The organism is Pseudomonas izuensis, assembly GCF_009861505.1.
In the GTDB taxonomy this organism is placed as follows: domain Bacteria; phylum Pseudomonadota; class Gammaproteobacteria; order Pseudomonadales; family Pseudomonadaceae; genus Aquipseudomonas; species Aquipseudomonas izuensis.
This window is the reverse complement of sequence record NZ_WTFT01000050.1, coordinates 1-25,807: the sequence shown is the minus strand read 5'-3', so window position 1 is coordinate 25,807 and position 25,807 is coordinate 1. Positions and strand designations below refer to the sequence as shown.

Below are 25,807 nucleotides of genomic sequence, written 5' to 3'. Positions count from 1 at the left end.
CCAGCCGTCCGAAAGGCAGCGTTGCAATGACTTCTAATAACATCAGCGAACTGGTCCTGCTGCAGGCCCATGAACTCGCCGAGCGCATTCGCTTGCGCCAGGTTTCCTGCCGGGAAGTCATGCAGACTTACCTGGCCCATATCGACCGATTCAACCCGCGGGTCAATGCGCTGATCAGCCTGCAAGCGCCGGTAGATTTACTGGCTCAGGCCGACCTGCGCGATGCCGAACTGGCAAGGGGCGACTACCGCGGCTGGATGCATGGCCTGCCCCATGCGGTCAAAGACCTGTCGCTGACCCGCGGCATCCGCACGACACTGGGTTCGCCGCTGTACAAGGACTTTATCCCCGAACGCGACGGGATCATGGTAGAGCGGCTCAAGGCGGCCGGCGCGATCATCATCGGCAAGAGCAATACCCCGGAATTCGGCCTCGGCTCGCAGAGTTACAACCCGCTGTTCGGCGCCACCGGTTGCGCCTATGACCCGAGCAAGACCGCCGGCGGAAGCAGCGGTGGCGCGGCGGCGGCGCTGGCCATGCACCTGGTGCCCGTCGCCGACGGTAGCGACATGATGGGCTCGTTGCGCAACCCGGCTGCCTTCAACAACATCTTCGGTTTCCGCCCATCCCAGGGGCGGGTACCCTTCGATGACAGCGCCGATCTGTTCATCGATCAACTCGGCTACGAGGGCCCTATGGGCCGCAGCGTGCGCGACGCCGCGTTACTGCTGTCCGTGCAGGCGGGTGCCGACGCCCGGGCGCCGCTGTCCATCGCCGAATCCGGCAGCGCCTTCGCGGCACCGCTGGAGCGCGACTTCAAAGGTACTCGCCTGGGCTGGCTGGGGGATTTCAACGGCTATCTGCCGATGGAGAAAGGCATTCTCGAACTGTGCGAAAAGACTTTCGCCGACTTCGAGAGCCTCGGTTGTCATATCGAAGCGGTGCAGCCCGAATTCGCCCCGCAACAGTTGTGGAGCAGTTGGCGGACCCTGCGTCACTGGATGGTCGCCGGCTCTTGGGGGGCGACCTATGCCGACCCGCAAAAACGTGCGCTGCTGAAGCCGGAAGCCTGCTGGGAAATCGAACACGGCTTGAAATTGTCGGCCAGCGACGTGTTTGCCGCCTCCGTGGATCGCAGTAACTGGTACCGGGCGATCTCCCGGCTGTTTGAAGACTTCGATTATCTGCTGCTGCCCAGTGCCCAGGTGTTCCCATTCGATAAAACCCGGCCTTGGCCCACATCGATTGAAGGCGTGACCATGGACACCTATCACCGCTGGATGGAGGTGGTGATCCCCGGCACCTTGTCCGGCTGTCCGGTGGCAAACGTGCAGGCAGGCTTCAACGCGAACGGTTTGCCAATGGGCCTGCAAATCATCGGCAGGCACCAGGCCGACTTCGCCGTCCTGCAATTGGCCCACGCTTACGAACAGGCGACTCGCTGGTTTCAGCGCTGCCCTTCACCGCTGTTGAACGAGGTATTTTGATAAACGGTTGATAGTGTAGAGAAATATTTTAGATTTACGCTTGACGCATCTGCATTCCCAGTGAATAATGCGCGCCACTTGGCTACATAGCTCAGTTGGTTAGAGCATAGCATTCATAATGCTGGGGTCCGGGGTTCAAGTCCCTGTGTAGCCACCAAGTACTAAAAACGGCTTACCGAAAGGTAGGCCGTTTTTTTATGCCTCGAGAAAAGCGACCGCATTGTAGGAGCGAGCCTGCTCGCGATGGTCGTGAACGATGACGCTGGCAGCCTGATGCCCCACGGCGTCCTTTCGTTCATCGCGAGCAGGCTCGCTCCTACAGGTATCAGGTGCGAATGGTTGGCAGCGCCGACAATGCCCGCTCCCAGATCTGCCAGGTCCGCAGCCAGACCATCGCCTGCCAATCGCTATCAGCCGGATAGAACTGTTCAAGCAGATTCAGTTTGATTTCACGCCCCACGGCATCACTCGGATTGCCATGCAAATGCAGCCAGTGGTCATCGCGCAGATGGCGATGCACATCCGCCCCCGGATAGGTCCCGCATTCGATGACGAACGGCATCAACCGCACCTGGGGCAGCGCATCGATCAATGCCTGGGAGGTGTAGCCGGTAGCTGTGGCGGCCACGCCGGTTTCACTGAATGTCTGCGCTCCGGTCTGCAAGGTGTAGAGCCACGGGCCATAAATCGCCTGGGCATCGGCCAGCGCCGGATAGGCCGCTTCAGTAATCGTCAGCAACATCGGATGACCGTACTCGCCGGCACCGGTATGCAGGTCGAAGCACAGGGCGACATCGGCATGAGATACATGCGTCTGAATGATCTGATGCAACGTTCGGTTCGACCAGCTCGGCGCCAGCCCGCCATAAAACAATCCGTCTGGATGCCGGTGCTGACCGCCTTCGACAATCGACATCACCGCCGGCCAGCCATGTTGGCGGACTTGCTCGTCGAGCAGCGCATCCGCGCGATCACGCTCGGGACCTTGAAACTGTGAGCACCCATAGATTTCGTGCAGCGCGTCATAGGCCTGGTTGTCCGGCAACGGACTGTCGAAGTTCAGGTGATTGCGGTTCAGGTCGATATTGTCTTCATTGACCCGGCGCAACCAAGCCATGCCCCAGGGATTGATCGAATGGATCATCACCACGGCAACATCCACCGGCAACGAGCGCTTGCCCAGTTCCTGCAGCCATTTGATCTGACAACCCGAGCCATAGTAGCCCTCGACGCCATGGGTGCCGCTCAGTGCAATCAGCAGGCGTTTGGCGGCAGGATCGCCCAGAACCGCCACGTCGGTGCTCAAGTGCTCGCCGAACGGCCCCTTGAGCGGGTGTGGGTACTCGGTGAGCGTCGCCCCGGCCGCGGTCGCCACCGCGAGGAATTGTTCACGCTGGGAGCGGTAGCTTGGCTGGGTCGGGAACTCGGTGTGCATGATTGCCTCTTGTTGATTTTCTGGCCTGGTTGTTGGCAACGACCCTACAGACATTCCGCCCATTCATGAAGCGCAAAAACGTCTTTGTCACGCGCGCCGGTTTGCGTCACTGCGTGGTGGTCGATAAAGTCCGCTGAATCGTTATCCAACGGACGGAGTGCCCAACGTGCTTTCAGCCTTCCACTTGAGCCGCTTTCGCCTGACAGCGTTGTCGCTGATCGCCACTGCCTTGACGTTGGCTGCCTGCAACGCCCCGCCCTCTTCACCTTCGCAGTCGACGCTGCCGCTCGCACCGGAAAGCGCTTCCGGTTATCGCACCGATCTGCAGACCCGACACGCCACGCAACACATGGCGGCTGCCGCCAACCCACTGGCGGCTGAGGCCGGACGGGAGATGCTGCGGCGCGGCGGCTCGGCCATCGATGCGGCGATTGCGATGCAGGCGGTGCTGACGCTGGTCGAGCCGCAATCCTCGGGCATCGGTGGTGGCGCGTTGATCGTGCTCTGGGATGGCAAGTCCGTGCGCACGTACGATGGTCGAGAAACGGCACCGGCCGGCGCCACCGAGCGACTTTTCCTGCAAGCCGACGGGCAACCGATGCCATTCACCCAGGCGCAGATTGGCGGGCGCTCGGTGGGGACGCCAGGCGTATTGCGCGCCCTTGAGCTGGCCCATCAAAAGCACGGACGCCTGCCTTGGGCGCAACTGTTCGAACCGGCCATCGAACTCGCCTCGCAAGGCTTCGCCATTTCGCCGCGCCTGTATGGGTTGATCGCCTCGGATTCTTCCTTGCGCACTTCACCCGACATGGCCGCGTACTTCCTGAATGCCGATGGCAGCCCGAAAGCCATTGGCACACGCCTGAAGAACCCGGCGCTGGCTGCGGTGTTCCAGCGCATCGCCAAAGAAGGGCCGGATGCCCTGTACAAAGGCGCCATCGCCCAAGAGATCGTGGCCAAGGTCCAGGGCCACGCCAACCCGGGCAGCCTGTCGGTGAACGACCTTGCCGGCTATAGCGCCAAGGAGCGCGCGCCCCTGTGCACCGACTACAAACGCTGGCAGGTTTGCGGCATGCCGCCACCCTCATCGGGCGGGATTGCCGTGGCGCAGATCCTCGGTACCCTGCAGGCCCTGGAAACACGCGACAAACGCTTTGCCCTGGCGCCGATGAAACCGGTCAAGACCAACGCCCCCGCCGGCATCGAACCGTCTCCCGACGCTGTGCACCTGATTTCGGAAGCCGAACGCCTGGCCTATGCCGACCGCGCCCAATACGTGGCCGATACGGACTTCGTGCCTGTGCCCGTCAAAGGCCTGGTGGATCCGGCCTACCTGGCCAGCCGCGCCGCCCTGATCGGAAAGCGCAGCATGGGCACGGCCCAACCGGGTACGCCACCGGGCATTCAGGTGGCTTACGCGACGGATCGTTCACCGCTGCGAATCTCTACCTCGCAAGTGGTGGCTGTCGATGACCAGGGTGGCGCCGTGTCCATGACCACCACCATCGAATCCGCCTTCGGCTCGCATCTGATGGTTCAGGGCTTCCTGCTCAATAACGAGATGACCGACTTCTCGTTCATCCCCGAAGAGAACGGGAAAAAAGTGGCCAATCGCGTCGAGCCGGGCAAGCGCCCACGCTCATCCATGGCCCCCACGCTGATCTTCGACCGCCAAAGCGGTGAATTCGTCGCCAGCGTCGGCTCACCCGGCGGCTCGCAAATCATCGAATACGTCGCCAAAACCACCGTCGGCCTGCTCGACTGGGACCTGGATGCGCAAGCGGCCATCAACCTGCCGAATTTCGGCAGCCGCAACGGCCCCACCGAACTGGAACGAGGGCAGTTCAGCCCGGCACTGATCCAGGCGTTGAAGGACAAGGGGCACAGCGTGAGCGAGATCGACATGACCAGCGGTACCCAGGCAATCGTTCGGGTCAAGGATGCGCAGGGCAAAGCGTCATTGGCTGGCGGCGCGGACCCTCGGCGCGAGGGGGAAGCGCTGGGGGATTGAGTCGTACGCAAGCGTGAGAAAGGGCTTACCGGGAGGTAGGCCCTTTTTTTATGAACATCAGATCCTGATCGCTCTCAAACCCAGCCCGGTCCTACCCGCAAGACATAGCAATTTATGTAGAGTTTGCCACTCGCAATCACTGATAGCTTTAACCCGTCAAGTCTGCTGTCGGAATCTATTGAGCATCAATACGACGCAATCGACGCTGACACCGTCGAGATGGAGTAACCCATGGACATTCGTCCGATTCGCACCGACGAGGACTACCGTGAAGCCCTGAAAAATGTGTCAGCGCAGTTCGACAACGAACCCGAACCCGGCACCCCTGAAGGTGACTACTTCGAAATAATGATTACGCTTATCGAAGCGTATGAATCGAAACATTTTCCGGTGGACCTGCCCAATCCGATCGACGCGATAAAATTTCGGATGGAGCAATCCGGGCTGTCTGCTGCTGATCTTGCGCCGGCTATTGGTCGTACCAATCGAGTCTATGAAGTACTCAATGGCAAACGCGCATTAACCCTGCCGATGATCTGGAAACTCCATGAGCTATTTGGCATACCGGCGCAAAGCCTGATCAAGCCTATGAAACAGGCCTGATCAGGTGCCCGCTGACTTTTGAAATCAGGCCGGCACACCCAAAATGATGTGCGACGCCTTGATCACCGCCGTTGCACTCACGCCGGGAGCCAGGCCCAGTTCAGCCACGGCATCGCGGGTGACGATCGAGTAGACCTCGGTGCCGCCGTCGAGCTGGATGACAACCTCGGCGTTCACCGCGCCATCGGTGACGTGGGTGACCTTGCCTTCAAGGCAGTTGCGCGCCGACAGGCGAATGTCGCTGGAATCGGTCATCAGCATGACCCAAGGTGCCTTGACCAGCGCGACCGCTTCCTTGCCGACCGCCAGGCCAAGGTTCTTCACACTTTCCATCGTGACCACCGCCACCAGTTCATTGCCACCGGGCAGTTTCAGGGATATTTCCGCGTTGACGGCACCGGACTGCACTTGGCTGATGGTGCCTTTGAACACGTTGCGGGCGCTGACTTTCATTGGTTTGTAGCCTCTGATGGTTATTTTTGTATACAACCTACAGCATCATTCTGTCCGAGCGGGCATGACGCAATGTCGCACCCGCCTATCGACTGATTTTCAGCGCCCGTCGAGCCTGGTGTTTTTCCAAGGCCAGTTCGATCAGCCGCGTGACCAGTTCACTGTAGGTCATTCCGGTGGCTTGCCACAGTTTCGGGTACATGCTGATGCGGGTGAACCCCGGCAGGGAGTTGATTTCGTTGATCAGCACTTCGCCACTGTCGGTCAGAAACACATCGACTCGTGCCAGACCGGAACACCCCAGCACCTGAAACGCTTCGACCGCCATGGCACGGATGCGCTCGCTGGCCTCGACGCTGATGTTGGCCGGCACCACCACCTCAGCGGCCTTGTCATCGATGTACTTGCTGTCGTAGGAATAAAACCCGCTGTGCACCACGATCTCGCCACAACCACTGGCAATGGCGCTGTCATTGCCGAGCACCGCGCATTCGATCTCGCGGCCACTGACGGCGGACTCGACCAGGACTTTTTCATCGAACCCCAGTGCCAGCTCGATCGCTGCCAAGTATTCGGCTTCGTCGGTGACTTTGCTTACACCTACGGATGAACCCTGGTTCGCCGGTTTGACGAAGAGTGGCAATCCCAATTTCCCCACCACTTCGTCGAACCGGCTGCGCGCCGCGCTGGTGCGGGTCAGGGTTACGAACGGCGTGACCGCCAGCCCCGCATCCCTCAGCAGGCGCTTGCTGATGTCCTTGTCCATGCACACTGCCGATCCGAGCACATCGGAACCGACAAACGGCAGATCCGCCATGCGCAACAGGCCTTGCAGGCAACCGTCCTCACCGAGAGTGCCGTGGACAATCGGGAAAATGACATCGACATGTCCCAACAGCTCCTGACTGGAGGTTTCCACTAACTGCTGGCTGGCCTTGCCCGGCACGACCGCCAACTCGCGATTGGATTGATTGAGCGCGATCAGGGCCGGATTTTCCTGGTTCAACAGGAAATTCGAAGGGTCGTTAAGGTGCCAGTGGCCTTGTTTGTCGATGCCGATCAGCACCGGTTCGAAACGCGAACGATCCAGGGCATCGACGATGTTTTTCGCCGACTGCAGCGACACTTCATGCTCTGCCGAACGGCCCCCAAAGATAATTCCTACACGCAATTTGCTCATTGCCTGGCCCCAATGTGAATGTGCTTATGGCTCGCGTAGTCGCCACCTTACGGCTGCAAGGTCTTGCCGTCCACCGGCTCGCCGATGGTTAAAAAGTGCCCACCCGCCACATGATGCAAGGTGCGCAACGCGTCCTGGCCTTCGAAGTGCCAACGCCCATCACTGAACACGCGCTCGTCGGCCTGGGCGGCAATCACTTCAGCCAAAAACAGGTCGTACTGTTGATGGTTATCGGGCTCCGGCAGCAATCGACATTCCAGCCAGGCGACGCAGCCATCGAGCATCGGTGCGTCGATCAACTCGGCATCGAAGGTCGGCAGGCCATAGATCTGGAACTTGTCACGCCCCTGTTCCCGAGTCAGTTCCAGCCCGGACGTCGTACCGACGGTTTGCACGATATCGGCCTGCGCGACACAGGGAACGTTCAGCACGAAGGTGCCCGAGGCTTCCAGCAGTTGCCGGGTCCAGGTGGACTTATCCAGTACCACGGCGATTTTCGGCGGTTCGAAATCCAGCGGCATGGCCCAGGCCGCTGCCATGATATTGCGCTCGCCACCATGGGCTGCGCTGACCAGCACGGTCGGCCCGTGATTGAGCAAACGATAAGCCTTGGGCAACGGGACCGGACGGCGGTGGGAAACGCTCATGGGTGTCTGCTCCTGGGGAAAGGAGCCGATTGTAGCGGGTCCTTCCACCTGTAGGAGCGATGCTTGCTCGCGATAGGCGTTTGGAGTACGCGGGCATCCAGGCCGCTCGCGTTATCGTTGAAGACCATCGCGAGCAAGCTCGCGCCTACAGGGGAGCGCCTCAGGTCGATAGCTGGTTGGCGAATTGTCCCACGGCGTTCACCACCTTCTGGGCACCGTCCTGGATCTCGACGATGACCGTGCCCGCCTCCGCCGCGAGCGCCAGGCCCTGTTCGGCCTGGAGCTTGCCGTCGGTCATCAGGGCCACGGCATTGCGGGCCATGTCCTGGTTTTGACGCACCACCAACACGATCTCATCGGTAGCCTGGCTGGTGCGCGAGGCCAGCTGCCGGACCTCGTCCGCCACCACGGCAAAACCCCGCCCCTGCTCACCGGCGCGGGCCGCTTCGATGGCGGCGTTCAGCGCCAGCAGATTGGTTTGTTCGGCAATGCCGCTAATGGTTTTGACAATGGTACCGATCACCAGCGACTGCTCGTTCAGGGCTTCGATGCCATCCCCGGCGGTTTGCATGTGCTTGGCCAGATTTCGCATCACATCCACCGCCTGCGTCACCACGGCATTGCCACGCTGGGCGCTTTGGTCGGTCTGCTGGGAAGTGCCGTAGGCGATATTCGCCGCTTCGGCAACGGCTTGTTCCTGATTGACCTGATCGGTGATCACCGTGGCGAACTTCACCACTTTGTAGAGTTTGTTGTTGGCATCGAGTACCGGGTTGTAGGAAGCCTCCAGCCAAACCGTACGACCATGGCTATCGATACGTTTGAAACGGTCGGCCACGTACTCACCCGCGTTCAGACGGCGCCAGAAATTCTGGTACTCGGCACTGTTGGCCTCTTCCGGCAGGCAGAAGGTGCGGTGATGCTTGCCCTTGATCTGCGCCAGGCTGTAACCCATGCCTGAGAGAAAGCGATCATTGGCGGTCAGTACGTTGCCATTGAGGTCGAATTCGATAACCGCGGTCGAGCGCACCAGGGCACCGATCAGGTTTTCATGTTCGCGGGAGGCTTCGATGGTACGGGTCAGGTCGCTGGAGAAAATCGAGAATTGCTTGATCCGGCCGTCTGCCGAGCGCACAGGCTGCAAGATCGAGCGCAACCATGCCTCCTGACCTGTGCCCCGCAACAGGCGTAAAGCACCCGCAAAGTGCTCGCCACGATTCATTGCAGTTTTGAAACGCAGCTGGAATTCGTCCGTTTTCACATGATCCGGGACGATGTCTTCGATGTGCCGTCCGATCAGCTCGTTGCTCTTGTAGTGCATCTCGCTGAGAAAGTTCTGATTGACCGATTGAACCCGCCCATCAGCATCAAGGGTCAGCACGAGCATCTCGCTTTCCAGACTTTCCTTCACTTGCTGAAGGCTGGAAAGTTCTTCGCGAAGAGCCGACAGCTCTTGCTTCAAGCGTTTATTGAACATGGGGACGCACCGATGGGCTGGGATAGAAAGCGATATGCAGCCTAACCATCGGCCCCTTGAGTCTTTTCTGAAGAGCCTTTCAGCTTTGTCCTACAAAAATAATTGCGGCGCGCCAGCGGGCCCCTTTTGCTTACATCGCGCCAGCAGCCGAGCAATTGGCCATTCTCGGCATCCGCGCGCCGAAATATGCCGCGCTGGTGACGCCCACCGCGCCCATCACCGCGCAGAACATCACGCAGATCCAGGGGCTCCACGGCATCAGACCGATCAACAGCAACGGTGTGATACTCGCCCAGGCGGCGTAGGCAATGTTGTAGGTAAAGGAAATGCCCGAAACGCGAATCCGCGCCGGGAACAAACTGACCATCACCGACGGCACCGCGCCGACTACACCACAGGCGAGGCCGGCCACAGAATAGGCCAGGCCGATCCAGTTACCGCCACCGATCAGGCAGGCATAGAGCACGCCAACTCCCAGCGGCAGCAACAGGCTGTACAGCATGACAGTGCGCCAGGCGCCGATGCGGTCGACCAGCAATCCGGCGAGTACGCAGCCAATGTTCAGAAACACGATACCCAGTGCACTCAAGGCAAACGTGTGGCTGGCGGTCATGCCGAAGGTTTTCTGCATCATGGTCGGCGTGATGACCACGAATACCACCACCGCCGAGGTCAGCACGCAGGTCAGAATCATCGCCGGCAGCATGGCCAGCCGATGTTCACGCAAGACCGCCCGCAGTGGCAACTCGACCGCCTCCTCGCGTCGGGCCTGCATGGCCATGAACACCGGGGTTTCGCTGAGCCAGCGACGCAGCCAGACGCCAATCACACCGAACACACCGCCCAGCAGGAACGGGTAACGCCAGGCGTAATCGAGGATTTCCGCCGGGGTAAAGGCCTGGGCGAGGAACGTTGCCGTCAAGGCACCGAGCAGGTAGCCAAAGGTCAATCCCGCCTGCAAAAAGCCCAGGGCGTAACCGCGATGCCCCACCGGCGCATGCTCGGCAACGAATACCCAGGCGCTCGGCACCTCGCCGCCTACCGCCGCGCCCTGCAGGACGCGCAGCAGCAACAGCAACAGCGGTGCGAAATAGCCGATCTGCGCGTAGGTCGGCATGATCCCGATCAGCAGACACGGCAGTGCCATCATCAGGATGCTCAGGCTGAAGACTCTCTTGCGCCCCAGCCTGTCAGCGAAATGCGCCATCAGGATTCCGCCAAGCGGTCGCGCCAGGTATCCGGTGACGAAGATGCCGAAGCTTTGCAACAATCGAAGCCATTCGGGCATTTCCGGCGGGAAGAACAGCTGGCTCAAGGTCAGCGCAAAAAATACGAAAATGATGAAATCGTAGATTTCCAGCGCCCCGCCGAGGGCCGCGAGCCCGAGGGTCTTGTAGTCCGAGCGGCTGAACGGCGCCGGGCGCGAATCGATATCGACAGTCATGAAAAGAACTCTGGCACAGGCAAAAACCAAGGCGCCCATGGTCTACGCAAACGCGCCTGCGGACAACCCGTTAGACCAAAGTCCCATAGCCGCAAAACAGCCCCGCAAAAAACCTCCGCTTGATTTACTGTTAACGCCTGTCCAGACGGGCCTCTGCCGCCCCGAAGACCACAACAAACATAAAAATTCGAGGTAGTCCCGTGGCCGCTGATATCGAAGATAGCCGCTCCGCCCGCTTTGCCCTGCGCTGTTCAAACTTTGCCGAACGCTGGTTCCCCGACTCCTGGGTGTTTGCCGCCCTGGCGGTGATTATCGTCGCCGTGGCTACCATGGTCATGGGCGCCAAACCCACCGATGCCGCCATGGCGTTTGGGGATGGTTTCTGGAGCCTGATCCCGTTCACCATGCAGATGGCTTTCGTGGTGATCGGCGGTTATGTGGTCGCCAGCTCGCCACCGGCGGTGAAGCTGATCGATCGCTTGGCGAAACTGCCGAAAAACGGCCGCTCCGCCGTGGCCTGGGTCGCGTTGATTTCCATGGTCGCGTCGCTGCTGAACTGGGGCTTGTCGCTGGTTTTCGGCGGTTTGCTGGTGCGCGCCCTCGCCCGCCGTACCGATCTGAAGATGGATTACCGCGCTGCTGGCGCAGCGGCTTACCTTGGGCTGGGGGCGGTGTGGGCGTTGGGCCTGTCGTCGTCGGCGGCACAATTGCAGGCCAACCCGGCGAGTCTGCCACCGTCGATTCTGTCGATCACCGGGGTGATTCCGTTCACCCAGACGATCTTTCTCTGGCAGTCCGGTGCGATGTTGCTGGCATTGATCGTTATCTCACTGATCATTGCCTACGCCACCGCCCCGGGCCCGAATTCGGCACGAGATGCCAAGGCTTGCGGTGTCGACCCGAGTTTTAACCTGCCACCCTTGCAACCGCGCACCCGTCCCGGCGAGTGGCTGGAGCACAGCCCGCTACTGATCATCCTGCTGGTGCTGCTGGCTGCCGGATGGCTGTTCCATGAGTTCTCGACCAAACCGGCGATCAGCGCGATTTCCGGCCTGAACACCTACAACTTCCTGTTCATCATGCTCGGAGCTTTGCTGCACTGGCGTCCGCGCAGCTTCCTCGATGCCGTGGCCCGTGCAGTACCGACTACCACTGGCGTGCTGATCCAGTTCCCGCTGTATGGCTCGATCGCCGCGTTGATGACCACGGTCAAAGGCGCCGATGCGCAGACCCTGGCCCATCACATATCCACCTTTTTCGTCAGCATCGCCTCCCACGACACCTATGCGCTGTTGATGGGTGTGTATTCGGCGATTCTCGGCTTCTTCATTCCGTCCGGTGGCGGCAAGTGGATCATCGAAGCACCGTACGTGATGCAAGTGGCCAACGACCTGAAATATCACCTGGGTTGGGCCGTGCAGATCTATAACGCCGCCGAAGCCTTGCCCAACCTGATCAACCCGTTCTACATGCTGCCGCTGCTGGGCGTGCTGGGGCTGAAGGCGCGGGACTTGATCGGATTTTCGTTCGTGCAACTGCTGGTGCATACGCCAGTGGTGCTGTTCTTGCTGTGGGCACTGGGGACGACACTCGCCTATACGGCACCGGTGATGCCGTAGAACCAAAAGGGGCCGATATTTTTATCGGCCCCACTCGTTGTCTGATCATGTCTGCTTCAATAGGTATTGGACCTACACGCTGAAAAGGACCTGAGCATGCTCAAACTTGCTGGACTTGCCCTCGCGGCCCTTACCCTGAGTGCCACTGCCCATGCGGACGTCAGCCTGGTGCTGGGCAACACTGAACGCCTCACCCGCCTGTTTTCCTATCCGAACAACTGCAACGTGATTTGCTTTCGCAACTGGACGCTGGAGCAAACCGTCGAGCATTACCTGACCCAAAGCGTGCAGCGCGACGGCTACAGCGATGCGAAGGTGCTGGTCAAAACCGATAACGGCCAGCTCTTCACGAAAATTAGCGGGGTGCCCAACGGTTATGAAAAGCCGCTGGTCGCGCTGCTCGATGCGGGCGATCTGGCCTACAACGGCGCCAGCAAACTGAATGCCGATGGCAAATGGGCCTTTAGCTGGTACCTGTTCCTGCCGCTGGGCATGGCGCTGGAGAACCGTAAAAGCGTCGAGCTGCTGCACTTCCCGCCAGACTATTCGTTGACCCAGGCCCAGGATTACCTGAGGTCCGCCACGACCGATCGCTGGGCCTCGCTGCTGACCGTCAACGGCATCCCGGCCGAACAGACGCCGGGCTACCAGACGATCATCGACATCGCCCCGATTGCCGCCCCGTCCAACGCCGGCAAGGACCTGGAAGGTGTCTACGACTACTTCAAGGACTACCAGACCGCCATGGTCAAGAACGTCAGTCTGACGGCCAGTGGTGATGCGTTGCCGATGGTCGCTTTCGGTGCACCGGTGCGTGACTGGGTCAAACGGCAATACGGGCCGACCGTGAATGTGTTGAGCCTGGTCAACATCAGCCCTGATGCCGGGGTAAAAGTGCCAGTGCTGGGCTCCAACCATCCGAGCTACATCTGGTACGCCGCCGATCCGGCCAACTATTCCGGCAACGATGCAAAAGCCAAGGCCGATTCTGCGGGCCTGAAAGTCATGGGTCAGGACTTGAGTGTCGCCTGCTGGCAGGCCGCCATGGGCCGTCAACCGGACAGCAATCCCGACATTGAGCTGAAGACTTGCACGCAAACCTGGCAAGTTGCCCAGAAAGAGAAAACCTGCGAGCTGTTCTACACCTCGATCCGCAACCTGACGCCCGCACAGGCCGTGGGCAAATGCGCGTCAGCGGCGATCGCGCCCCAGCTCAAACAACTGAAGGCGCCAGCACCTGCCACCGCGACTCCCGTGCCACCGCTATAAAACGATGAACGGGTGTCGTACTGTCAAATATGACAGTGGACCACCCGTTCCATCTGCGAGAGGCTTGTACTGCCCCCATGTGCTGCAGCGCTGACAGGATCGTCAGCCGATGGACGTCGCAGCACCCAGCCGACAAGGATCGTTATGAAAGCCAATGCATGGCGCAAGCCTCTTGCTGCACCACCTGCGGGTGTTTATCCCTTTGCCCGATTGTCTCTTCAGCGCGGATTTCCCTCCCTCGCCGACTTCGAGATCCTCACGAACAACGAGGGCACGCCGGTAGCTGTCATAGCGCGACGGGAGTTTCCCCGAATCAGCCGAATCTGTCGGGTTTCAGGGCATTTGTTGACTTATCGCTGCCGACATACCCGGCAACTCGCGCCCGGCGTACACGCCTACGACCCGAATTTCTGCGGATTGCTGTGGCATTCCTGCGACCCCAATGTCTACCTCGATTTCGGCGATCTGTGTTTATGGGCGCTGAAAGACATTCAGAAAGGCGACCGGCTGACAATGGATTACACCGTCAGCGAAGACAAACTGCTGCGTCAGTTCGCCTGTCGCTGCGGCTCGCACAACTGCCGGGGCTGGATCACCGGCCACGATGAACCCCCGAACGCCGACGGCCAGCGTTTTTTACAACACTGGCGTCGACTGTAGGAGCAAAGCTAGCTCGCGATGGCGGACGCTCTATCACCCTATCCAGTGAATGGTTGACCGCTATCGCGAGCACGCTCAGCGCCTACAAGCCTTACAACGGCTCGAACGGACGCAAGCGATACTGCGGCGGCAATTGTTCAAAGCCGCTGATGGTGGTGTTCAGGCTTTTCCAGCGGCCGTCCTTGATGCCGTAGATGCAGCCATGAATCGAGAGGCTCTGCCCGCGATGCCAGGCGTTTTGCACAATGCTGGTGTGGCCGACGTTAGCCACTTGCTGGATCACGTTGAGTTCGCAGAGGCGGTCGACCCGCTCTTCTTCGGTGGCCAACAGGGCGAGTTCTTCGCGTTTTTCGTAATAAAGATCGCGAATCGACCGCAGCCAGCCATCGATCAGGCCGAACTGGCGATCCTGCATCGAGGCGCGCACACCGCCGCAGCCATAGTGGCCGGTGACAAGGATATGTTTGACCTTGAGCACGTCGACCGCGTACTGAATCACTGACAGGCAGTTGAGGTCAGTGTGCAGCACCACGTTGGCCACGTTGCGGTGTACGAACAGGTCGCCCGGCAACATGCCGACGATTTCGTTGGCCGGCACCCGCGCATCGGAACAGCCGATCCACAAGTACTCCGGCGTCTGTTGGCGTGCCAGCTTGGCGAAGAAGTCCGGATCTTCCTTGGTGATCGCGTCAGCCCAACGTTCGTTGTTATCAATCAGGTCTTGTAAGTCGTGCATGCTGGGAAGCCTCAAGAATGATTCGCTGCTTTGACAGACAACCGCCCGTCGGGGTCACCAAAGAATCGCAGGTGCCTTTGTTGGAATTCTCGTGTGCCCGGTGGGTCCACTGTAGTAAGGCCCACAGTATGAGGCCTACAGCATGAGGAATGGCCATGACTGATTCACGACGCCCATACGATGCGGTGCAACCGGAGCCCATCGATGATAACGAAGACCGCATGGGTTCGGTGCATGAGCTGGATTTCGACGACGAACAGCCCGGCGCAAAAATCGGCGATGAGCTGCCCAAGCATGAACGCAAACAATTGATGCCGCGTGAGCGTGTTCGTAAAGCGGGCATGACCGGTGGTTCAACGGCTGACCATGAATCCACTGACGACGATATGAGCCCTGAAACCCTGATCCGTGAGGATGGTGCACGGGATGCCCATGAAGCCGGTGCGGACAGTCGGGCTGACTGGGACCTGAGCATTGTCGATGAAGAGGATATCGGAGGCGGCAAGGGGCTGGATGAAGCGGAACTGGCGCAGCGCGATCCTCTCGACAAAAAGCGTTGATTGTCGTCCTTCGCGGGCAAGCCTCGCGCCTACAGGATTGGTGTCGAACACAACACGTATGTACGACAAAACCCTGTAGGAGCGGGGCTTGCCCGCGAAGCTTTTTGGCCTCAATCCACCAAGGTGCAGGCCATGACCACCGCATCTTCACGCCCACCCACCGCCGGGTAGTAATCCCGTCGCCGGCCGATCTCATTAAAGCCATAGCGCTCATACAGCTTGAACGCTGCGGTATTGCTGTCGCGCACTTCCAGGAAACACTCCCGGGCATCGGCCTTATAGGCAATCGACATCAAATGCTCCAACAGCGTTAGACCCAGGCCACGGCCCTGATTTTCCGGTTTCACGGTGATGTTCAGCAGATGTGCTTCATCGAGAATAATCTGAACCACGCCGTGACCGACCTGCTGCTGGCCTTCGAACATCAACCAGATCTGGTACTTGCCCAGGCCATCGAGAAAAATTCCGCGGGTCCAGGGGTGGCTATAGGCGGCGTATTCGATTTTCAGTACGGTTTCCAGGTCCGCCTCGGTCATCGGGCGGAACGATACAGCGTCACTCATTCGATTCTTTCCAGCGCGCCATCAGCCGACGCATGGCTTGCCAGACATCAGCTTTACGCTGTGGCTCTTCCATTAATAATTCCAGGCCCGGCAAGGCCCAGACCGAACCCAGGCCTTCGACCTGGAGTTCGCGATTAAACGATTCGGCATTTGCCTCACCGGCAAAACGCACCGCCGGCAGGCCGATCAGCCACAGGCAGACGCACGGCGCATCTTCCAGCCGGGCCGAGAGAAATCCCTGCACGAAGTCGCGGGCGGCTTCCGGACCTTGATCCATGGTGCCTCGGACCAGCAGCGGCCAGCGCACCGGCTCGCCGACAATTTGCGGGCTGTCCGGCAGACCGGCGGTGCGCAACATGTCCTTGAGCAGTAAATAAGCGGGATCGCGGGTCTGGAAGGCTTCGCCTGTGGGTAACTCCACCAGCACCAGGCAACGCCCGGCGCGCAGCAATTGCAAGGCAAAACGCGGTGGTGGCACCGGTGCGACCCTGGCGACGACCGGTGCCTCTTCGGCCTCATCCGCAGGCTTGGCGCCAGTACGCGTGCTTGCCAGCGATGGCCGCGGCACCTCGACCTTCACCCGTTCGGTCGGCTTGACCACCGGTTGCACGGGTGCATCGACCACAGGCGCCGGGGCCACCGGTGCGACGACCAAGGGCTCGGGCGGCTCCAGCAGCTCGGGCCGCGACGGCGCAGCAAAGGGCAATTCGGTGCGCGGCAGCCAGTTGACTACCTGCATGGCGCTCAGATAGGCGCGGCGACGGGACTCGATAAGCAAAGGTCAGCCACTTGTGGATAACTAAAGTGCGGAGATTCTACCGCCCTTCGCTCAAGATCGCCCGCTGTTGATCGATAGACTTGACCTAAAGAAAAGCGACTGCCCGTCCCGAGAGTGAATCGCATCCTGCGTGATGCAGTACAATCGCGGCTTTTAATCGCCAACCAGCCGGCCATTCCGATGATCGAACCCAAGCGCGTCTTGCGCGCCCTCGCTGAACACTGGGCACTTCTGGAGCCTCTGTGCGAGCACTTCGACCAAGGCACCCTGAGCCTCAACGAATTGCGTTCACAGTTGGCCGCCCAGCAACTGGACAGTACGCCACAGGACATCACCAGCCTGCTTGACGTGTGGATTCGCCTCGACATTCTGGTTCCCGTGGCGAAAAGCCCGAACCGTTTCGAGCTCAATGCGCAGATTCACGACTTCCTCGCCTATCTGCGCCGTGAACACCGCTTGGGCCTGTGCCTGGAAATCGAAGCCTACCTGCGCCATCTCGAGCGCTTGGCCGGTTATATCCAGGACGCGTTCGATATCCGCGACGGCAACGATCTGGCCCGCCAGTTGCGCCTGCTCGACATGCGCGTACGTGACGTACTGAAAAAACTCGATAATGACGAACAGGCGCTGGTGGCCGTGGCCGAACGGGCCAAGACCAGCGACCGGCAGATCCCCTTGCGCCAGCGTTACGCTGAAGTGTTGGCGACCTGGGATGAATACGTCGAACCGATGATTGACCTGGTCAACGCCGACGGCGCCTTCGAGCAAGGCGTGCGCAAGGTCGAAACGGTACTGCTGAAGATGCTCAGCGAACAACAGCGCCTCGGCCATCTGGTCGATGACGACATGCTGTTGCGCACCCACGCGCGCATCCTTGAGATGCAGACCAGCGCCCAACTGACCCTGCGTCACGCCCGCGAACTGCTGCTGCCGCTGCGTGAAGAAGCGCGCCGGCACAACGCCGTGACTCGTGGTGCGGCGCTGGCGCTGTCGATGATTCGTCGCAAGGGCATCGATGCCGTACCACAGGCGGCCATGCCCATGTTCACCCGGCCGCAAAGCACCTTTCTCGGCAGTGCCAGTCAGGTCGAGGCCTACGTTTACGCCCTGGCCCGTTTCGAACCGAAACCGGCACGCTTCCCCAAGGCCCACAAGACCCAGAAAGGCGAAGCCCCGCGCGCGCCACGCACGGTGCGGGAGATGCTCGACCGTTGCGAAGACGCCCTGCCGATGCCAGACCTGATGACCTGGCTGCTGGAACAGGAGCCGGACGGCGCCACCGACGAATTGCTGTACTGGTTCTCGCGCCTGTCCCGGGAAAAACGCTTCAAGCGCGAGCGCCTGGAACGTCGCGACTACTTCACACACGAGCACCAGGTCAGCCTGCGCTCCTTCGCCCTGCTCTCGGCCGGCGATGACGCCACCGAGAATTCTGCGAGCACACCACATGCATCTTGATCTATCCGAACTGTCCCAGCTGGCACCGATCTTTCGCGAGCTGTTCAAGGGTTACCACGTCAGCCGCCGTGATCCGGAGCTGTACGCACAGTTGTCGAACTTTCAGGACCAATACCGCACGTTGTTCAAAGCCTTGGGCTTTGAACTGGTATGCGACACCCGTGGTTTCTACTACTTCGTGCCGGACCTCGCTGCGGCCGCAGTGAACAAAACTGCCCAGCGCCTGGCACTGTTCACCTTCATCCTCGTCGAGCATCTGGCCGACCAGGGCCGCGACCCAATTGCAGTGCTGGACGGTGGCAGCCTTGGTCGCGATGAGTTGCCGTCGCTGCTGGAAAAGTACCGCGACCTGTTCATCCAGGCCGAAGTGCAGACCCAGGATGAGTTGGAAGAAAAGATCATGCGCCGCATGACCCAGCTCGGTTTTGCCAGCGAGGAAAACGGCGTCTACCGCTTCCTGCCGCCGATGCACCGCTTCCTCGATGTCTGCCTGTCGGTTCAGCAGGACCGCGACCTCGCCGCCAGCCTGCACAGCGTCTTGCCGCTACCGGCGCCGGTGCTGATCGACGAGGACAGCGACGAAAAACTGCTGCAGACCGACGACCCGCTGGACCTGAGTGAATTTGAAGGTGAAAGCGAAGAAGACGCCCTGGCCCGTGCCATTGCCGAAGAACAGGAGCTCGACGCATGAGCAAGGAACGCTACGGCATCCGCCGCTTTGCCCTATTGAACACCGCCGGCTACAGCCTCGGCCTGTTCCCGCTTGAAGAACCACTGTCGGTCTACGGCGCGAACAACCTCGGTAAATCCGCTTCGATCAACGCCTTGCAGTTCCCGATCCTGGCACGCATGTCGGACATGAGCTTCGGCAAGTACAGCCTGGAGCAATCCCGGCGTTTCTACTTTGCCTCGGACACCAGCTACATCCTGGTGGAGGTCTCGCTGCCTCACGGCCCACACGTGATCGGCGTGGTCGGTCGCGGCCCCGGCGGCGGCTTCGGTCACCAGTTCTTTGCCTACGCCGGCAAACTGGACCTGGCCCACTACCAGAAAAACGACACCTGCCTGCGCCAGAAAGAGTTGTTCACCAATCTCGAACGCGAAGGCCTGAAAGCCTATGAACTGAAGCCGGACGAACTACGCCGCCTGCTGGTCGGTGGTCACACCTCGATTCCGCTGGACCTGACGCTGATCCCGCTGCGCTCCACCAGCGAACAGAGCCTGAAAACCTTCCGCGCGTTGTTCATCAACCTGTTGCACATGCGCGAGATCACCGCAGCCAAACTCAAGCAGCTGTTCCTCGATGCGTTCGAGCACAGCCTGCGTTCCGGTAGCGTGGATTACATCGCCGCGTGCGAAGAAGCCTTCCGTGACGTACGACGCATGGAGCAGGACTACAACTCGCTGGTCGCTGCCGGCCCATTGGTCGAAGCACTGGCCAACGGCGTGAAGCAACGTGACGTACTGCGCGGCAAGCTGCATCGCCTGTCGCCGCTGCTCGACTCGCTGCTCGGCACCTGGTCAGACTACGCCAGTGCACGCAAGGAAGAGCTGACCATTCAGGCCGAACACTACCGTCGCGAGCAGGACGACCTGCAAAACGATCAGCGTGGCGGCACCCAGGAACTGATGCGCCTGGAGCGGGAAATCACCGGCATTCAGCGCTGGCTCGGCGAGTTGTCGGTGCTCAAGCATCGTTTCGCCCTGGTCGATGACGTCAAGGTGCTGGAGCAACAACTGCTTGCCGCCAAGGACGCCCACGATGAACTGGCCGGTGCCTTGGCCCAGTCGCGCCAGTTCAGCGCCGAAGACCTCGAAGAGCGCCTGCGGGACTTGGAAAAACGCCTGAAGTCGGTCAAGCAGCAACTCGATCACGCCGACAACAACAGCTATGCCCGTTTGCGCGAAGAGTTCTCGCAGCAGGACGTCGAGCGCCTGATGCGCCTGTTCAACAGCGCGCTGTTCAGCCTGCCCCTGGGCGAGCATGGCATCGCGCTGGACGACAACGGCGACTGGGTCAAATCCGTGGAGCTGATTCTCGACGGCTTCAAGGGCGAGCGCTTCGAAGTGCCGGGCCTGTCCATCGACCTCTCGCACATCGAACCGCCAGCCCTGCAAGCCTTGGCTGATCGTGCGGCGTTGCGCGATCAGAAAGAGCGTCTGGACAAAGAACTCAAGCAACTGAAAACCCAGCAAGCCGTCGCCGCCGACCGCGCCGCGAGCAAGACCCAGACTGAAGCGCTGTACCAACAAGTGCTGGATGCACAGAAGGCGCTGGAGGATTTCCGTCGCACGCAAACATTGAGCGCCGAGGAAGGCGACAAGCTGGAACAATTAGCGCAGATCGAAGCCGCGCAGGAAGAATTGAAGCGTTCCAGCGATGCGTTCACCGAGCGCGTCCAGCAACTGTCGGCCAAACTGCAACTGGTCGGCCGGCAGATCGCCGACATGGAAGCCAAGCAACGCACCCTCGACGACGCCCTGCGCCGCCGTCAACTGCTGCCGGCGGACCTGCCGTTCGGCACGCCGTTCATGGACCCGGTCGACGACTCCATGGACAACCTGCTGCCGCTGCTCAACGACTATCAGGACAGCTGGCAAGGCCTGCTGCGTGCCGACGGCCAGATCGAAGCGCTGTACGTACAGGTGCGCCTCAAGGGCGTAGCCAAGTTCGACAGCGAAGACGACATGGAGCGTCGCCTGCAACTGCTGATCAACGCTTACGCACACCGTACCGATGAAGCCCTGACCCTGGGCAAGGCCCGTCGTGCGGCCGTGACCGACATCGCCCGGACCCTGCGCAACATCCGCAGCGACTACGACAGCCTCGAACACCAACTGGCGCTGTTCAACCGCGAGATCAACAAGCGTCAGGTGTCCAACCTGCAGAGTTTCCGCATCGTCCTTGCACCGAACAAGGAAGCGCTCAAGCACATCGACCAGATCATCCACAGCGCCGGCCAGTACGAGGAAGGCGAAACCCTGTCGGTGTTCGACCTGAGTCAGAGCGCGGAGCAGGACAACAAGAACGAAGAGGCCAAGGAATATCTGGCGCGGCTGGTGGCCGCCAACCACAACCAGCTCGGCCTCAAGGACTTGTTCGAACTGGCGTTCGAGATCACCAAGGTCAACGGTCAGCCGGTGATCCATACCGACATTGATGGCGCGGCGTCCAACGGCACCACCATGACCATCAAGGCACTGACCAACATGTACTTGTTGCTGCACTTGATGGATCGCGACCTGGCCGGGCGTGTGCGCTTGCCGTACTACCTCGACGAAGCGGCGGACATCGACGAAAAGAACCAGGCAGCCCTGCTGGAAACCAGTCTTCAACTGGGCTTCGTGCCGATCCTGGCCAGTGTGAAGCCGCAAGTCTGCGCCAGTGTCGCCATCGACCTGGAAGGCGGCAGCGGCCCGGCCGGCATCTACATCGACGAAGCAGACTGGAAGTACATTCGTCGTCACGACCTGGTGAAGGCGACGGTCAATGTCGAAGCGGACGAACCGGAGCTGGATGCGGTTTGATTGGCTTTAGTTGATGGCAACAAAAAGGCCGCGATCCAATAGGGATCGCGGCCTTTTTTGTGGGCTTTAGATTTTCAGTGAGTTGAATGGCCCATTCGCGGGCAAGCTCGCTCCCACAGGGTTCCAGGTTGATCACAAGACTGTGATTCACCCAGATCACTGTGGGAGCTGGCTTGCCCGCGAAGGCGTCGTCACAGACAGCCTCAATGTCCGGCTATTTACCCAGGGAGATCTTCGGCGCCCAGGTCAGCCATTCCTCTTCGAACTTGTCGAACAACGGGAACGTCTGCTCCGGCCGTGCCGCACTGCCCATGCGATCGCCGTCCGGTGTGGCAAACGCTACGCCGCCCTGAATCATGGTTTCCAGCGATTCGGTACGCATCGTCGCGCCCTTGAACAGGCCGACATCAAAGTCAAAACCACTGGTGTTCCAGAAGCGGGTACCGCTACGCACCAGGGGCGCATATTTCGGTTCGATCAAAATGCGGATCAACACCCGGTCCGCGGTCTGGCCCAGCTCATATCCGGTCACCTTGCCCACGGTGATTTCGCGATAGGTTACCGGCACCCCGGCCTTCAGTGAGCCCCGGCGGGGAGCGCTCAAGACCAGGCTCAACCCGGCTTCCTGTTTTGCAGCTTCTGGAGGATTGGCCAGCGCGACAAAGTTCTTCTGCGGCCCCAGGTTCTTCGATGCGGGCTGCACTTCGATGTATTGCCCGGTCACCAATGTCTCAAGGTTCGACGTCTTGATCAGCCCCAACTCCGGCTTGACCACCCAGAACTCGCTGCCGACCCGCGCAATACGCTCAGGCACTTCAGTGATGCGTGCTGTCAGCAGTACCGATTGCAAGTCATCGCTGAGATCCACGTTTTCAATCTTGCCGACATCCAACCCCTTGAAGCGAATCGGCGTTCCGGCGCGCAAGCCGTCAGCGCGATCAACCTTGATCGTGATCACTGCGCCTTTTTGTGTGGCGTCTTCATGGCTGGCGAACAACCGGAAACGAGGAATGCGCTTTTGCAAGGGTGCCTTGGCTTCTGGTGTCTCGAAAGCAATGCCACCCGCCATCAGGCTTTGCAACGACTCACTCTTGACTTGAATCCCGCCGGTCAGCCCACCTGTCAGCGTGATGCCGCTGGCGTTCCAAAACCGTGTCGAGGCGTTGACCAGGTTTTCGTATTCCTTCTCGATGTGAACACCGATGACCAATTGGTTTCTCTTGCGCGAAAACTGATAGCTCTGAACCGAGCCCACCTTGACCTGCTTGTAGAGAACCGGGCTGCCGACCTCCAACGAGCCGAGGTTTTCGGTGAACAACACCAGGTGCAGGCCCGGCGAGCGCAGATCCAACGGTGGCGCCTTGGGCCGTGCCACGAATTCCCGTTGCGGCGCTGCGCCTTTGTCTCCGGGACGCACGGCGATGTAGTTACCTTTGACCAGCGCCTCAAGACCCGTAATGCCGGCAAGGGAGATCGAAGGTTTGACCACCCAGAACTGGGTGCCCTCGACCAGGTAGTCTTCGGCCAGCGGGTCCAGCGTCAACTCCGCACTGGCGGCGGATAGATCCGGGTCGATCTTGAGCGCCTTGAGCGTACCCACCTGGATGCCTTTGTACATCACCGGTGTGCGACCAGCCTGCAAGCCTTCGAAGTCACTGAGCTTGACCTTGACCTTGATCCCGGCGGCGGCCGCATCGAAGTCTTCGTAAAGTCGGAACGGCAGGCTCGGGTCGGTGGGCGGACTGTCCTTGCGGTTTTCCGGTGTGGCGAACGCAATACCCCCGGCAACGATACTCGCCAGGGACTCACTGCGGACTTTCACGCCTGACAGATTGGCATCGATGCTGATGCCGCTGGCGTTCCAGAAACGCGTGTGCTTGCGCACCAATTTGGCGTAGGTCGGCTCGATGAACACCTTGAGCTCAACAGTGCTTTGGTCCTCGGACAGCACGTAGCTCTTGATCTGGCCGACCTTGATTTGCTTGTAGAACACCGGGCTGCCACGGTTGAGCGAACCCAGTCGATCGGCTTTGATCGTCAGGTGCAGACCGGGCTGGGCGTCGGACAGTGGAGGTTCTTGAGCGAGCGCTTTGAACTTGCGGGTAGGCTCGCCTTCGCCCGGACTGATCGCCACGTAGTTGCCCGAGACCAGCGTCTCCAGCCCCGTGATACCGGCCAGGCTCACGCTCGGCTTGACCAGCCAGAAACGCGTGCTGGTGCGTAGGTACTGCTCCACATCCTTGTTCATTTCGATGGTCGCAATCACACCTTTGGAGGCGCCTTCGTCATCCAACTTGAGCGCCTTCACCTTGCCAACTGACATGCCTTTGTAGACCACTTCGGTCTTGTTGGCCTGAATGCCTTCGCCGCTTTCGAAGCGCACTTGAATTTCGATGCCGGTCTCGTTGTATGCACGCCAGCCAAGCCAGCCGCCGATGATCAACGCGATCAGGGGCAACACCCAGATGGCAGACCAGTTCGAGGCCGGTCGGGTTTTCGCTACAGGCAAATCAGTCATGGTCGTCGTCCGACTCCGTGTTATCCCAAATCAGTCGGGGATCGAAAGTTACTGCGGCAAGCATCGTCAAAATCACCACACTGGCAAACGCAATGGCACCCAGATCGGCTTCGACACTGGCGAGCCGTCCAAAATTCACGACCGCCACCAGGATGGCGATCACAAAGATATCGAGCATCGACCAACGGCCGATGAACTCGATAAAGCGGTACATCCAGATGCGCTGCCGGGCCGAGAGTGGCTGGCGACGCTGCACGGAATACAACAACAGTGCGATGCCTACCAGTTTGAAGGTGGGCACCAGGATACTGGCGATGAACACCACGGCCGCAATGGGAAACATGCCGTGCTGAACCAGCTGAATCACTCCGGACATAATGGTGCTCGGATCACCTTTGCCCAGGGAGCTCACCGTCATGATCGGCAGCACATTAGCCGGTATGTAGAGAATCGCCGCGGTGATCAGCAACGCCCAGGTGCGTATCAGACTGTTTGGGCGGCGGGCATGGACCAGTGCCCCACAGCGAGTGCAGACCTGCTCGTCGGTATCGGCTTCCTGCCTGTTCAACTCATGGCATTCCGTACAAATCAGAATGCCCGCATCAATCGCCCGCATGGACATCCTCTCCTGATAATGCCTGCCAGATCTGGTGAGGCGACATCACAACCTCCAGCAATACCTGAACCAATAACAATCCTATGAAGCAGGCCAGCCCGAGGCCTACGGTCATGGCTGCCATATCGGCCAGTTTGACGATCGCCACCAGTACGCCCATGAGGTAAACCTCAAGCATCCCCCAGTCTCGCAAATGGTGATAAATACGGTAGAGCAGCAAGCCGTAGCTGCGTCCAATATCAAAACGGATACTCAGCAGGACGACGAGTTGGCAGAGCAGTTTGAGCAACGGGATGCCCATGCTGCACAGGAACACAATCACGGAAACGCTTTGCATGTCCGAATTGAAAAGACCGACAACACCGCTCCAGACAGTATCTTGTGATGACTGCCCGAGTAGATTGAGCTGCATGATGGGTAAAAAGTTCGCCGGCACATACAACAAGAGTGCCGCAATCACTAAGGCGAGACTGCGCTGCACGACATTGTATCGATGGGCATAGAGCTCGTAACCGCAGCGCGGACATAGAGCTTTCTCGCCATGGGCGAGCACGGGCTTGCTCATCAGCAAGTCGCACTCGTGACACGCCACCAAATCGTCCAGTGGTAATTCTGACAGCCCAGGGGTGTCAACCGGATCTGGCATAAAGGCTCTGGCTCCGAAAAAGTTGGACCTATTCTAGTGTCCTGAATCGAAAATAACTGTGCAAATTTGTCCGTAGCTACATCGTGCTTTTCTAGCGCGCAAAACAAAACCCCTACCTG

The 25,807-nt window shown here is 59.9% G+C and carries 21 protein-coding genes, 1 tRNA gene and 2 pseudogenes; 11 read left to right on the top strand and 13 right to left on the bottom strand.

From position 1 onward, the window contains the following. The first annotated feature begins 26 nt into the window (after window positions 1-26). Together GPL81_RS29235 and GPL81_RS29230 are read left to right on the top strand one after the other, a co-directional pair. The gene (locus GPL81_RS29235) at window positions 27-1,487 is read left to right on the top strand and encodes an amidase (RefSeq protein ID WP_160109558.1); all 1,461 of its coding nucleotides are present in this window, start codon (window positions 27-29) and stop codon (window positions 1,485-1,487) included. A gap of 80 nt (window positions 1,488-1,567) precedes the next feature. Next, window positions 1,568-1,644 (top strand) — tRNA-Met (locus tag GPL81_RS29230). Window positions 1,645-1,812: 168 nt separating this feature from the next. On the opposite strand, the gene GPL81_RS29225 is transcribed toward GPL81_RS29230, so the two are convergent. Beyond that, entirely contained in the window at window positions 1,813-2,922 is a 1,110-nt protein-coding gene (locus GPL81_RS29225) for a DUF2817 domain-containing protein (RefSeq protein WP_160109557.1), read from the bottom strand. Between the two features lie 166 nt (window positions 2,923-3,088). Here GPL81_RS29225 and ggt point away from each other — a divergent pair, with 166 nt between their 5' ends. Beyond that, window positions 3,089-4,933, top strand: coding sequence for a gamma-glutamyltransferase (ggt, locus tag GPL81_RS29220; RefSeq protein WP_160109556.1), 1,845 nt, complete (start codon window positions 3,089-3,091; stop codon window positions 4,931-4,933). Between the two features lie 231 nt (window positions 4,934-5,164). After that, a complete protein-coding gene (locus tag GPL81_RS29215; protein WP_160109555.1) occupies window positions 5,165-5,536 on the top strand; it encodes a helix-turn-helix domain-containing protein in 372 nt (123 codons plus the stop codon). A gap of 24 nt (window positions 5,537-5,560) precedes the next feature. Here GPL81_RS29215 and GPL81_RS29210 read toward each other — a convergent pair whose 3' ends face one another. The 6 genes and pseudogenes from GPL81_RS29210 to GPL81_RS29190 form a co-directional block, all read right to left on the bottom strand. Continuing rightward, a complete protein-coding gene (locus GPL81_RS29210) occupies window positions 5,561-5,989 on the bottom strand; it encodes a TOBE domain-containing protein (protein ID WP_096509079.1) in 429 nt (142 codons plus the stop codon). An 85-nt stretch (window positions 5,990-6,074) separates the two neighbouring features. Beyond that, window positions 6,075-7,169, bottom strand: coding sequence for a D-alanine--D-alanine ligase (gene ddlA / locus GPL81_RS29205; protein WP_160109554.1), 1,095 nt, complete (start codon window positions 7,167-7,169; stop codon window positions 6,075-6,077). Window positions 7,170-7,216: 47 nt separating this feature from the next. Further along, window positions 7,217-7,816 carry a flavin reductase family protein gene (locus tag GPL81_RS29200; protein WP_160109553.1) on the bottom strand — a complete coding sequence of 200 codons (600 nt, stop codon included), beginning with the start codon at window positions 7,814-7,816 and terminating at the stop codon, window positions 7,217-7,219. A 160-nt stretch (window positions 7,817-7,976) separates the two neighbouring features. Beyond that, window positions 7,977-8,411: pseudogene (locus GPL81_RS32115) on the bottom strand (methyl-accepting chemotaxis protein); the annotation flags it as partial. Between the two features lie 153 nt (window positions 8,412-8,564). Further along, window positions 8,565-9,203 (bottom strand): annotated as a pseudogene (locus GPL81_RS32110) (PAS domain-containing protein); the annotation flags it as partial. Between the two features lie 220 nt (window positions 9,204-9,423). Further along, a complete protein-coding gene (locus GPL81_RS29190; RefSeq protein ID WP_160109551.1) occupies window positions 9,424-10,737 on the bottom strand; it encodes an MFS transporter in 1,314 nt (437 codons plus the stop codon). A 200-nt stretch (window positions 10,738-10,937) separates the two neighbouring features. Between GPL81_RS29190 and GPL81_RS29185 the strand changes: the two genes are divergently transcribed. The 3 genes from GPL81_RS29185 to GPL81_RS29175 all read left to right on the top strand — a co-directional run bounded on the left by GPL81_RS29185 (window position 10,938) and on the right by GPL81_RS29175 (window position 14,285). After that, window positions 10,938-12,356, top strand: coding sequence for a short-chain fatty acid transporter (locus GPL81_RS29185; RefSeq protein ID WP_160109550.1), 1,419 nt, complete (start codon window positions 10,938-10,940; stop codon window positions 12,354-12,356). 96 nt (window positions 12,357-12,452) lie between these two features. Further along, a complete protein-coding gene (locus GPL81_RS29180; RefSeq protein WP_160109549.1) occupies window positions 12,453-13,625 on the top strand; it encodes a hypothetical protein in 1,173 nt (390 codons plus the stop codon). A gap of 144 nt (window positions 13,626-13,769) precedes the next feature. Then, window positions 13,770-14,285, top strand: coding sequence for an SET domain-containing protein-lysine N-methyltransferase (locus GPL81_RS29175; RefSeq protein WP_160109548.1), 516 nt, complete (start codon window positions 13,770-13,772; stop codon window positions 14,283-14,285). 91 nt (window positions 14,286-14,376) lie between these two features. Here GPL81_RS29175 and can read toward each other — a convergent pair whose 3' ends face one another. Continuing rightward, window positions 14,377-15,021, bottom strand: a complete 645-nt coding sequence (can, locus tag GPL81_RS29170) for a carbonate dehydratase (protein WP_096509071.1) — start codon at window positions 15,019-15,021, stop codon at window positions 14,377-14,379. A 155-nt stretch (window positions 15,022-15,176) separates the two neighbouring features. Between can and GPL81_RS29165 the strand changes: the two genes are divergently transcribed. Next, the gene (locus tag GPL81_RS29165) at window positions 15,177-15,581 is read left to right on the top strand and encodes a serine kinase/phosphatase (RefSeq protein ID WP_160109547.1); all 405 of its coding nucleotides are present in this window, start codon (window positions 15,177-15,179) and stop codon (window positions 15,579-15,581) included. 110 nt (window positions 15,582-15,691) lie between these two features. On the opposite strand, the gene rimI is transcribed toward GPL81_RS29165, so the two are convergent. Together rimI and GPL81_RS29155 are read right to left on the bottom strand one after the other, a co-directional pair. Further along, on the bottom strand, window positions 15,692-16,144 hold the full coding sequence (gene rimI, locus GPL81_RS29160; protein ID WP_007978046.1) for a ribosomal protein S18-alanine N-acetyltransferase: 453 nt from the start codon (window positions 16,142-16,144) through the stop codon (window positions 15,692-15,694). Then, window positions 16,137-16,883, bottom strand: coding sequence for a P-loop NTPase family protein (locus tag GPL81_RS29155; RefSeq protein ID WP_160109609.1), 747 nt, complete (start codon window positions 16,881-16,883; stop codon window positions 16,137-16,139). Before GPL81_RS29155 ends, rimI begins: the two co-directional genes overlap by 8 nt. Window positions 16,884-17,102: 219 nt before the next feature. Here GPL81_RS29155 and mksB point away from each other — a divergent pair, with 219 nt between their 5' ends. From mksB to mksF, 3 genes are read left to right on the top strand one after another with little or no spacing between them, the layout of a single operon-like run. Then, window positions 17,103-18,380 (top strand): Mks condensin complex protein MksB, encoded by a 1,278-nt coding sequence (mksB, locus tag GPL81_RS29150; protein ID WP_178122636.1) that lies wholly within the window; start codon window positions 17,103-17,105, stop codon window positions 18,378-18,380. Continuing rightward, window positions 18,370-19,071 (top strand): Mks condensin complex protein MksE, encoded by a 702-nt coding sequence (gene mksE / locus GPL81_RS29145; RefSeq protein WP_137803715.1) that lies wholly within the window; start codon window positions 18,370-18,372, stop codon window positions 19,069-19,071. The genes mksB and mksE overlap by 11 nt, the downstream gene beginning before the upstream one ends. Continuing rightward, on the top strand, window positions 19,068-21,908 hold the full coding sequence (mksF, locus tag GPL81_RS29140) for an Mks condensin complex protein MksF (RefSeq protein WP_160109545.1): 2,841 nt from the start codon (window positions 19,068-19,070) through the stop codon (window positions 21,906-21,908). The genes mksE and mksF overlap by 4 nt, the downstream gene beginning before the upstream one ends. A gap of 214 nt (window positions 21,909-22,122) precedes the next feature. Here mksF and GPL81_RS29135 read toward each other — a convergent pair whose 3' ends face one another. Genes GPL81_RS29135 through GPL81_RS29125 form a run of 3 tightly spaced genes read right to left on the bottom strand, consistent with a single transcriptional unit; the run spans window position 22,123 to window position 25,688 of the window. Continuing rightward, window positions 22,123-24,426 (bottom strand): PqiB family protein, encoded by a 2,304-nt coding sequence (locus GPL81_RS29135; protein ID WP_160109544.1) that lies wholly within the window; start codon window positions 24,424-24,426, stop codon window positions 22,123-22,125. After that, window positions 24,419-25,042: a paraquat-inducible protein A gene (locus GPL81_RS29130; protein ID WP_096515193.1), complete on the bottom strand. Its 624-nt coding sequence runs from the start codon at window positions 25,040-25,042 to the stop codon at window positions 24,419-24,421. The genes GPL81_RS29135 and GPL81_RS29130 overlap by 8 nt, the downstream gene beginning before the upstream one ends. Continuing rightward, entirely contained in the window at window positions 25,029-25,688 is a 660-nt protein-coding gene (locus tag GPL81_RS29125; protein WP_160109543.1) for a paraquat-inducible protein A, read from the bottom strand. Before GPL81_RS29125 ends, GPL81_RS29130 begins: the two co-directional genes overlap by 14 nt. Window positions 25,689-25,807: the final 119 nt, after the last annotated feature.